This window comes from Mycobacterium sp. E2497 (assembly GCF_001668695.1).
GTDB lineage: Bacteria > Actinomycetota > Actinomycetes > Mycobacteriales > Mycobacteriaceae > Mycobacterium.
Genome location: NZ_LZKD01000244.1, coordinates 22,380 through 32,127, shown reverse-complemented (window position 1 = coordinate 32,127; position 9,748 = coordinate 22,380). Strand labels below are relative to the sequence as shown.

Genomic DNA, 9,748 nt, shown 5'->3' with positions numbered 1-9,748 from the left:
GGCGCCGATGGCGATCAGCGCGCCCCGCTCGTGCGCCGCCGCAACCAACGCCGACCAGTCGGTGATCCGGCCGCTGGCGCCGGGCAGCTGGGTGATGACGCCGAAGAATTCGCCGTCGGGCAGGCCGTCCCGCAGGTCGGCGGTGACGATCTCGATGCCCAGCGGCCGGGCCCGCGTGGCCAGCACGGCAGCCGTCTGGGCGAACAGGTCGGCGTCGACGGCGAGCCGGTTCGAGGTGCCACGGGTCGCGCGGTGCATCAGCGTCATGGCCTCGGCGGCCGCGGTGCCCTCATCGAGCATCGACGCGTTGGCGACCTCCAGCCCGGTCAGGTCGGCCACCATGGTCTGGAAATTCAGCAGCGCCTCCAGCCGGCCCTGGCTGATCTCGGGCTGATACGGCGTGTAGGCGGTGTACCACGCCGGGTTCTCCAGGATGTTGCGCACCAGCACCGGCGGGGTGAGCGTGTCGTAGTAGCCCTGCCCGATCATCGACACGGCCACCGTGTTGGCCTCGGCCAGCGCCCGGAGCTCTGCCAGGGCCTCCGTTTCGGTGACGGCCGGCGGCAACTCGTCCAGGCCCGGCGCCACGCCGCTGTCGGTCAGCCTGTCGAGGATGCCCGCGGGGACGGCCTTGGCGGCAAGTTGGTCGAGCGAATCGACTCCGATGACGCGCAGCATGGCCGCGACGGCCTGGGCGTCCGGGCCTATGTGGCGGGCTGCGAAGGTGGTGTGGTCCGGCACGGGCGGTCTCCTGAAGTGGCGGCAGAGGCAGAGGACTAGCGGCCCTCTCCCTCTGTCTTCACCCGTTCGCCGGGCGCCTGAGAGATTCGGCGCCCGTTGGTGTCTGAGCGCCTTTCCCCATCGGCGGGTGCCGGACCCCCGGGGGGTCGGCACCGCTTTCCAGAGGCATCGTTTACCCGCGCGGTCCGGGTGCCTGAGAGGTTAGCGGAGAGGTGTTGCTCCTTCGGCGTCCGTGACTGGCCGCCACGGAACTCTCCCGCACGAGTGCGATGCGGGACCCAGTTTACCTGTCCGGGTCACGCGGATGCGTTCAGCCGATCTTGCGGTCGCGGTGCTTGCGCCGGGAGGCCAGCTCGTCCTCGGGCGCGGCGATCGACTCGCCGCCATCGGCCCGCTCCCCGGGGAAGTCGGCGATCACGCCGGTCAGCTCGCGCATGGCGCCGGATACGGCAATGCCGAACACGCCCTGCCCGCCCTGCAGCAGGTCGACGACCTCTTCGGCCGACGTGCATTCGTAAACCGTGGTGCCGTCGGAGAACAACGTGATGTTGGCCAGGTCCTGCACCCCGCGCTGGCGCAGATGATCGACCGCAACCCTGATGTTGTGCAGCGAGATCCCGGTGTCGAGCAGCCGCTTGACGATCTTGAGGACCAGGATGTCCTTGAACGAGTACAGCCGCTGGCTGCCCGAGCCCGCCGCGCTGCGGATGGACGGCACCACCAGCGAGGTGCGCGCCCAATAGTCCAGCTGGCGGTAGGTGATTCCGGCGATCTGGCAGGCGCTGGGCCCGCGGTATCCGACCAGCTCGTCGGGCACCGAGTCGTCGGGAAACAGCCCGGGCTGAACGGGCGCTTCCGGCACGGCGGTCGGGTGGTCAGCTAGGTCCAGCTGTTCTTGGCGTGGCTGCTCGCTCACGGTGCTTCCTCTCGCCGATCGCGCTTTCGTTTCCAGCTGCGTCACTGGCTGCGTCGCAGCCACGTTTGCTCAGGCCCGAGTGCTAGAGAGCTTACGCGCTTCGATAGCTACCGCGCCCGTTTAAGTCGTGATCAAAGTATGGCCGCCGCCGGGCCAAGTGAGGGCGCTATCCGCCAGGCGTGTCGACATCCCGGCGCTAGTTGAGACAGATCCGTGATGTCGATGTCCAGGGTAGTACGCGCACCGCGGCCACCCAAACCGCGCGCAAATCGGCCGCGAATCACCCCGAATCGCCTACGTGGCCTTGAAATCGTCGGGAGACACGCTGTCGAGAAACTCCTTGAACTTCTCCACCTCGTCCTCGCGGACGGCGGTGCCGCCCTCTTCGTCGGTCTCGTCGGGGATGAGCAGGCCGGCCTGGGCCAGCACGGCCTCCTCGACGTAGATCGGAACGCCGACACGCAACGCGATCGCCACCGAATCCGAGGGTCGCGCCGACACGGTGATGTTGCGATCGAAGACCAGGTCGGCGTAGAACGTGCCCTCTTGGAGGTCGACGATCCGCACCTCTTTCAGCGAATGGCCAAGCGCCGCAATAACATCCCTGATCAGATCGTGTGTCAGCGGGCGGGGCGGCTCGACCCCCTGCTGTTCGAGCGCGATCGCGGCAGCCTCCGATTGGCCGATCCAGATCGGCAGGTAACGGTCGCCGTCGGTCTCGCGCAGTAACAGGACCGGCTGGTTCTGCGGCTGCTCCACGCGAATGCCGACAACACGAACTTCGCCCATTTGTGTCTGCCCTCCGCATATGCTGCCGTGTCGGTTCTTGGCGCAACGACGACGCCGAATTCTCGCTATGCCGCCGAAAACCAAGCTATCGACGAAGTCTAGTCCTCAGCGATGAAGAACGTCGCGAACGGCGGATTTGATCAGCGACGTGTGCAAGGTGATGGCCAACGCCGCGACCTCCCGAGCCAGATCGTCGGCGCGGTCACGGGCGCCGGCCTTATCGGCTTTGACTACCGGCCCGGCGATTTGGGCGATCAGGTCCGATTGCCGGTCGGCTGCCGAGCGGAAAGCGCGCAGATGCCGCGGCTCCACGCCGTACTCGGACAGCGCCCGCGCGCATTGCAGGATGACGACGGCGTGTTCGTCGAAGAAGCCGCCCGGGCCGGTGGTGATCACCCCCGCCTTCAGCAGCGCCGTCAACAGGTCGTCGCCCACCCCGGAGCGCTCCAGCAGGTCTTCACGGCTCAGCCGAATGCTCGAAGGCGCCACCGCGGCCGTGTCGGACCCGGGCAGGTCGCCCGCCTCGGCATCGGCCTCCCCGACTCCCGCCACGGACACCAGGCGCGGCGCGGCGTACGGGGATCCGAAGGGCGGCAGCTCGCCGTCGGGCTGGGCGTCCAATTGCGCCCGGATGACCTTGAGCGGTAGGTAGTGATCGCGCTGCGCGGTCAGGATGAAACGCAACCGGGCGCAGTCGTATGCGGTGAATCTCCGATAGCCAGACGCGGCGCGCTGCGGCGTCACCAGTCCCTCGGCCTCCAAGAACCGAATCTTGGAGATCGTGACATCGGGAAAGTCCGGTCTCAACAATTCCAGGACCGTCCCGATCGACATCCCGGCCAGCGCCGGGCTATCGGGCGCGCTCACTAGCCTCCGGATCCTCCGTCCTCACCCTGCTTGGGCCCGGTCAAAAACACCAAGCGGAACTTGCCGATCTGCACCTCGTCGCCGTTGGCGAGCACCGCCGAGTCCACGGGCTCCCGGTTGACGTACGTGCCGTTAAGGCTACCGACATCGACCACGTTGAATTCGTTGTTTTCCAACCTGAATTCGGCGTGGCGTCGGCTGACGGTGACGTCGTCGAGGAAGATGTCGCTGTCGGGGTGCCGACCGGCCGACGTGATGGGCTGGTCGAGCAAGAAGCGCGACCCGGCGTTTGGTCCCCGCTTGACGACCAGCAGTGCCGAGCCCGCCGGGAGGCCTTCCACCCCGGATACCGCACTCTCGGTGCCCGCCTGCGCGGGGGCGTCCAGTTCGTTGAGGAAGTCGGCGCGGAAGACCGAGGTCGTTTCCACCGTGACTTCGTCAGAGGTCTGGTCGTTGTCCATGTCCGTCACGCGCTGCTCCTCACTGGCCGCTGTGGCGTTGTCTGACCGGGCCGCTCGGCCGGCTGCTCACTAGGTTTGTTCGCCCGGTACTGCCGATTACCGAGACCGGGGCCTTCAAGTGTCGATGTGTCGACGGTACCGCGCATAGGTCTGCAATGTGCCCCCCACCCGACGATCGGAAGACCGATTTCCCGCCTTTCCCCCGCCGGCCCGCCGCGCCGCTCGCGTCGCCGCGCGGGGCTGGCAGGCACCTTAGCAACCGTCATTCGGTCAACGTTCCGCGGTAGGCCTCGGCGTCCAGCAGCGACGAAATGGCCGACTCCAATGCGGCGGTGTCGGCCACCTGGACGTCCACCAGCCACCCGGCCCCGTACGGGTCGGAGTTGACCAGCTGCGGACTGCCCTCCAGGTCGGCGTTCACCGCGGACACCGTGCCCGATACCGGGGCGTACAGATCCGACACCGATTTCGTCGACTCGACCTCACCGAACGACTCACCCGCGGTCAGTTCGGTGCCGACCTCGGGCAGCTGAACGAAGACCACGTCGCCCAGCGCCGACTGGGCGAAGTCGGTGATCCCGACCCGCGCCGTGTCCTGACCGCTTCGGCGAACCCACTCGTGTTCGGCGGTGTAGTGCAGGTCGGGTGGGATGTCGCTCACGAGTAGTCCTGTTCTGTTGGCGAATTGCTCACTTGACGGGCTGAGCGTATTGGTGCGGTTTTGGTTGTCGCAAGGTGGTCACGTCCACCCGGTCGGCCTGCCGGACCGACATCCGCGCGCCGACACGCTTGATGCTGTCCTCGGCGCCGCCCGGTATGTTCATCGCCGCGGCCAGGGTGGGTGGATCCCCAATCGCCAGAATTGAATACGGCGGCGACAGCGTCTTGTTGTCGACGGTCAGCGAGCCAGGCATACCCACTACCCAGGTATCGACACCTACCCGCACCGACTGATGCGCGTCGTTGACCTCGATGGCCTCCGCGCCGGCGGCACGCAGTTCGTTGATGACGTCGAGCATGACCTCCGGGGCGACGCCGGGCCCGGGATCGTCGATCGTGATGGTGACGCCCGGCCCGGTGGCCCCCACGGCACCGGCCAAGATGGACAGCGCCGCCAGCCTGGCCTGCGCGGCCGCAATGGCGGCCTGGTCGTTGTTGCCGGACGCCTGCAGGGAATTCAGCGTGTTCTGCAATTCGCTGACTTCGGCGTTGAGGGTGGCCTCCCGCTGCCGCAACGAATCCAGCAACACCAGCAAGTCCGCCGGGCGCGCCGTGTCCAGCGAATCGCCCGACTCGTTCTGGCGGACCTGCGTGACGATGGCGATGCCCAACAGCAGGCACAACATGACCGCCAACGTTCCGAACGCCATCCGCGAGCGGCCGCCGCGGAAAAGCCCTGAAAATCCGGTGCGGCGCACCGGCCCGATCTCCGGGCGGGGGCTCTTCGTCGGCAGTTCGTGACGTCCGTGCTGGGTGCGGCCCGCTGCTTCAGGTGTTTCGGCGGCGTCGTCTGCCGGGTCCTGGCTCACGCCGGCCTCATCCCCGTCATGGCGCCACTCCTTTCCCCCGCGATCGGGTGGGGGTCCCTCCTTCTGGGGGCGTACCCCCACGTCGCTTCTCTCTGCATCGTCGTCGGCTCGGTCACGCCCCGAACAGCCGGCGCCGCAGCGCCGCGGCGTTGCCGAAGATGCGGATTCCCAACACCACGATGATGGCCGTGGACAACTGCGTGCCGACTCCGAGTTGGTCGCCGACGTACACGATCAGGGCTGCCACGAAAACGTTGAAAACGAACGAGATCACGAAGACTTTGGGATCGAAGATCCGCTCCAGATAGGCGCGCAACCCGCCGAACACCGCGTCGAGCGCCGCGACCACCGCGATGGGCAGGTACGGCTGGACGACCTCGGGCACGGCGGGGTGGAAAACCAGGCCGAGCACGATGCCGATCGCCAGCGCCGCGATACCGATCATGCTCGATGTCCCATCCGCGACTCGCACAGGGGGTGCTGGCTGCCGAGGACTATTCTCACTGTGGCCCAATCTGTTTGGCGAACTTGACATCCCGGATCGATCCGGCGGGAAGCGTCATCCCGTCGGCGGTGTCGACCGTGACGACGACACTGTAGGAGGCCTCGAGCAGCTTGAGGCGCTGCCTGCCGGAGCTTTGGTCGAAGACGTCCCGCATCGCCCGTGGCGGTCCCACCGCCAGGATCGTGTATGGGCTGCTGGTGGGGTTGTTGTCGACCAGGATTGCCCCGCCGGCCTGCCGGATGGTCGCGTCGGGCCCGATGCGCACGCCCCCGACCGAAATCGCCTCGGCGCCGCTGGCCCACAACGAGTTGACCACCAGCTGCAGATCCCGATCCAGGATGATCTGCCTGCTGCCGCTGATTCGCTGCTTGGACACGTCGGAAAGGTTCGGGCCGGCGCCCGGATCGGTCACGGTCACCTTGAGGCCCGGGCCGATCACCGCCGTGCTGGCCGCCGCCAGCCCCAGCGCATCGAGGCGGGCCAGCAGGCGCTGCCCTTCGGCGTCGTCGGCCAGCGCGCGGCGCTGCACGTTGTCCACTCGCGACGACAGCTCGCTGCGCCGCTGGGCCAGTTTTGCCGCCGAATTCTCCGCCGAACGCACATTGCCCAGCAGCAGCTGTTGCGCGGAGCGCACGCCGGGGGCGACCGAGCGGGCCTGCACGACCGCCGCGGCGAAGACGGTGGCGATCAACAGCGCCGCCAATGCCTGCCACAGCCAGCTCGCGGCGCGCTGACGCGCCCCGCCATGGTGGTCGGCGGCGCCGCGCTTGTCGGCGGCCGCGGCGTAACCGGGATCCAGGTGTTCGGACAGCAGGGCGCGCAACAGGGAGGGCACCGGGATCAGCTGCGGCCGCGAGGCCACATGCGCGCTGCGGCCGGCGTTCGGGTCGTAGCCGCCGAGCAGGCGGTCACCGTCAGCCACTTTCGACCGCCCTGGGCGCGGCGGGCCGGCGGGGGCCGTGTCTGAGCCGGGGCATCCGGCGCACCACCAACGTCATCTGCACCACGTACAGCGCGAACGACCAGAGGTAGGCGTACATGCCCCAGATCAGGAACGCCCAGCCGCAGGCCCCGACCACCCGGCTCCACAGCGCGTCCCACGTCCCGAGCAGCACGAGCGGAAAACCGGACATCAACGCGAACGTGGCGGCCTTCCCGATGTAGGTCACCGGCAGCGCGGACAGGCCGCGGCTCCACAGCAGCGGCAGCGTCGCGGCCAGCAACCCATCGCGCGCCAGCAGGATGGCGACAAACCACCACGGCACGATCCCGCTCCACGCCATCACGACGGGAACGCCGACCATGTACAGGCGGTCGACCGCCGGGTCGAGCAGGACACCCAGCCGCGATGACTGGTCGAGCAGCCGGGCGATCTTGCCGTCGGCCCAGTCGGACGCGCCGCTGAACATCAGGATCCCGACCGCCCAGCCGTTGGCGTGCGCGACCAGCAGGGCGTAGGCGAAGACACCGATGAGCACCAGGCGAATGGCGCTCAGCGCGTTGGGCACCGTCAGCACCCGGTTGGGCGGAAGCGCCGGCTCCATAAGCCGTGACCTTAGTCGAATGCCGACTGGACGGCTGGACGCACACTCGGCGCCCGAGCCACCCTCCGGACTAGCGGAAGACGCCGGGCAGGCTCAGCGTCGACAGCGTGTCATCCGACAGCGGGTTGTCGTTGACCATGTAGGTCCACGTCGACGTCGGCCGGGCCAGCTTGGAAAGATCCAGCCCCTGTTCCTCTTCCAGGACGTTGGCGGTCTCGAATGTCTGCTGCGCGGCCTCGATCGCGTCGGCGGCCAGCGACGCGAACGCGTCGACCGCCAACCGGTGGAACTCGTCCAGCGGGTTCTGCCGCCCCAGTGCCCGCAGGTGGATGCTCTCCCGGATGTCGGCCAGGTACGCCAGGTGGTCGGCCCAGCCGCGGTCGAGGTGATACAGCATGATCTGCCTGCAGATGGTCTCGAGCCGATCTTCGGGGATGTCCCCAGCCAGCTCCTTGTACCGCTTGGGCGCCAGTTCGGCGAGCTCCTCGCGCGCGGTTGGGGTGCGCAGCAACGTGTTTCGCCGATCGACGATGATGGCGCGCTGTTGGGCGATGAGCTGGTTGTAGCGCCAGGTGTTGGCGTGCACGTCCAGCATCCGGCCCTCGGCGACGCGCTGGGCGTGGTCGAGCAGCCCGGCCGCCTTGGGGCTGACGATCCGGCCATCCTCGTCGGTCTCCATGGGCAGCTTGTTGTGGTCGAGGTTGGCCGCCACGACGTCGTCTTCCCAACTCGAGAAGAACACCGACGACCCCGGGTCGCCCTGGCGACCGGCGCGCCCGCGCAACTGGTTGTCCAGTCGCTCGGTGTGGTGCCGGCCGGTACCCACCACGTGCAGCCCGCCGAGCTCGGCGACCCTGTCGTGGTCGGCCTCGTCGGAGCCCCCGAGCCGGATGTCGGTGCCCCGCCCCGCCATCTGGGTCGACACGGTGACCACACCGAACTTGCCGGCCTCGGCGATGACCTCGGCCTCCTCAGCGTCGTTCTTCGCGTTGAGCACCACCGCGGGCACGCCGCGGCGCAGCAGCCGCTCGTGCAGTTCCTCCGATTCGGCCACGTCGCGGGTGCCGACCAGCACCGGCTGCCCGGTCTCGTGCACCTCGGCGATGTGCGCGACGATCGCGTCGTTCTTGGCCGCGGCCGTGATGTAGACGCGGTCGGACTCGTCCTCGCGAACGTTGGGCTCATTCGGCGGGATTGGGGACACGCCGAGCTTGTAGAACTGGCGCAGCTGTTCTCCGGCGGCCAGCGCGGTGCCGGTCATGCCGCACACGGTTTCGTAGCGGTTGATCAGCGCCTGCACCGTGATCGTGTCGAGCACTTCGCCGGTTTCGGTGGTCTCGATCCCCTCCTTCGCCTCGACGGCGGCCTGCAGGCCGTCCGGCCAGCGCTGCAGTTGGGCGATCCGGCCGCGGGCGGCGTTGATCAGGTGCACCGCGTCGTCCCGGACGATGTAGTGCACGTCGCGCTGCAACAGCACGTGCGCGTGCAGGGCGACGTTCACCTCCGTCAGGGTCGTGCCGACGTGCTCCTCGGAGTAGAGGTCGATGCCGCCGAGCGCCTTCTCCACTTTGCGGGCGCCGACGTCGGTCAAATGGACGTTGCGGCTGTCGGAGTCGGTGTCGTAGTCGGTCCCGGCCTCCAACTCGCCGACCAGCTTGATGATCTCCAGCCGTGGCGTCTCCCGGTGCGTCGTGCCCGCCAGCACCAGCGGCACCAACGCCTCGTCGACCAGCACCGAGTCGGCCTCGTCGATCAGCGCCACGTCGGGATTGGGCGACACCAGGTCGTCGACGTCGACCACGAGTTGGTCGCGCAGCACGTCGAAGCCGATCTCGTTGACCGAGGCGTAGGTGACGTCGCAGCCGTAGGCGGCGCGGCGCTCCTCGCTGGTCGATTCGGCGGTGATCCAACCGACCGTCAACCCCATCGCCTCGATCAGCGGGCCCATCCACTCCGCGTCGCGGCGGGCCAGGTAGTCGTTGATGGTCACCACGTGGACGTGCCGCCCGGCCAGCGCGTAGCCGGCCGCCGCGATCGCCCCCGAGAGCGTCTTGCCCTCACCGGTGGCCATTTCGATGACGTCGCCCGCGAGCATGCGCAGCGCCCCGAGCAGCTGCACGTCGAACGGACGTAGGGCCGTCGATCGCTCGGCCGCCTCCCGGGCGATGGCGAGGAACTGCGGGATGTCCTCGGACTCGGCGAGGTCGTCGAGGTTGAGCAGCCCGGCGGCCTTGCGCAGCTGCTCGTCGGTGAGGCCTGCGGCTTCCTCGTCGTATTCGGACGAGTCGGTGACCTGGCCGAGGGATCGGCTGCGGTTCTTCTCGGTGCTGGCGCCGAGCAGTCGCCAAAAACGGCTGCTCAGGCGGCCGGGTTGTGGGCGGGTGGTCTTTGGCACA

10 protein-coding genes, 1 pseudogene and 2 riboswitches are annotated in these 9,748 nt (G+C 68.3%); all 11 genes and pseudogenes read right to left on the bottom strand.

Annotated elements, in window-relative coordinates; genetic code table 11:
- Positions 1-741, bottom strand: a pseudogene (locus A5713_RS23590) (glycine dehydrogenase (aminomethyl-transferring)); the annotation flags it as partial.
- Positions 742-783: 42 nt separating this feature from the next.
- Positions 784-910, bottom strand: a riboswitch (glycine riboswitch).
- A 2-nt stretch (positions 911-912) separates the two neighbouring features.
- A riboswitch (glycine riboswitch) is annotated at positions 913-1,010 on the bottom strand.
- A 41-nt stretch (positions 1,011-1,051) separates the two neighbouring features.
- A complete protein-coding gene (locus A5713_RS23585; RefSeq protein WP_067921510.1) occupies positions 1,052-1,657 on the bottom strand; it encodes a MerR family transcriptional regulator in 606 nt (201 codons plus the stop codon).
- Between the two features lie 294 nt (positions 1,658-1,951).
- Entirely contained in the window at positions 1,952-2,446 is a 495-nt protein-coding gene (locus A5713_RS23580; RefSeq protein WP_046184273.1) for a bifunctional nuclease family protein, read from the bottom strand.
- A gap of 105 nt (positions 2,447-2,551) precedes the next feature.
- The gene (locus A5713_RS23575) at positions 2,552-3,313 is read right to left on the bottom strand and encodes a MerR family transcriptional regulator (protein WP_068098578.1); all 762 of its coding nucleotides are present in this window, start codon (positions 3,311-3,313) and stop codon (positions 2,552-2,554) included.
- The gene (garA, locus tag A5713_RS23570; RefSeq protein ID WP_276038948.1) at positions 3,313-3,774 is read right to left on the bottom strand and encodes a glycogen accumulation regulator GarA; all 462 of its coding nucleotides are present in this window, start codon (positions 3,772-3,774) and stop codon (positions 3,313-3,315) included. Before garA ends, A5713_RS23575 begins: the two co-directional genes overlap by 1 nt.
- 262 nt (positions 3,775-4,036) lie before the next feature.
- Positions 4,037-4,435 carry a glycine cleavage system protein GcvH gene (gene gcvH / locus A5713_RS23565; protein ID WP_067921506.1) on the bottom strand — a complete coding sequence of 133 codons (399 nt, stop codon included), beginning with the start codon at positions 4,433-4,435 and terminating at the stop codon, positions 4,037-4,039.
- Positions 4,436-4,463: 28 nt separating this feature from the next.
- Positions 4,464-5,303 carry a DUF881 domain-containing protein gene (locus tag A5713_RS23560; RefSeq protein ID WP_067921504.1) on the bottom strand — a complete coding sequence of 280 codons (840 nt, stop codon included), beginning with the start codon at positions 5,301-5,303 and terminating at the stop codon, positions 4,464-4,466.
- 112 nt (positions 5,304-5,415) lie between these two features.
- Positions 5,416-5,748 (bottom strand): small basic family protein, encoded by a 333-nt coding sequence (locus A5713_RS23555; protein WP_007170008.1) that lies wholly within the window; start codon positions 5,746-5,748, stop codon positions 5,416-5,418.
- Between the two features lie 55 nt (positions 5,749-5,803).
- On the bottom strand, positions 5,804-6,730 hold the full coding sequence (locus tag A5713_RS23550; RefSeq protein ID WP_068098577.1) for a DUF881 domain-containing protein: 927 nt from the start codon (positions 6,728-6,730) through the stop codon (positions 5,804-5,806).
- Positions 6,723-7,352, bottom strand: a complete 630-nt coding sequence (locus A5713_RS23545; RefSeq protein WP_068098576.1) for a CDP-alcohol phosphatidyltransferase family protein — start codon at positions 7,350-7,352, stop codon at positions 6,723-6,725. Before A5713_RS23545 ends, A5713_RS23550 begins: the two co-directional genes overlap by 8 nt.
- Positions 7,353-7,422: 70 nt before the next feature.
- Positions 7,423-9,747 carry an accessory Sec system translocase SecA2 gene (gene secA2 / locus A5713_RS23540; RefSeq protein ID WP_068098575.1) on the bottom strand — a complete coding sequence of 775 codons (2,325 nt, stop codon included), beginning with the start codon at positions 9,745-9,747 and terminating at the stop codon, positions 7,423-7,425.
- Between the last annotated feature and the right edge of the window lies 1 nt (position 9,748).

Excerpts from the sequence above, each read along its gene's own strand:
- A5713_RS23580 (WP_046184273.1), bottom strand. The coding sequence starts at position 2,446 with ATGGGCGAAGTTCGTGTTGTCGGCATTCGCGTGGAGCAGCCGCAGAAC.
- A5713_RS23545 (WP_068098576.1), bottom strand. The coding sequence starts at position 7,352 with ATGGAGCCGGCGCTTCCGCCCAACCGGGTGCTGACGGTGCCCAACGCG.
- A5713_RS23555 (WP_007170008.1), bottom strand. The coding sequence starts at position 5,748 with ATGATCGGTATCGCGGCGCTGGCGATCGGCATCGTGCTCGGCCTGGTT.
- garA (WP_276038948.1), bottom strand. The coding sequence starts at position 3,774 with ATGGACAACGACCAGACCTCTGACGAAGTCACGGTGGAAACGACCTCG.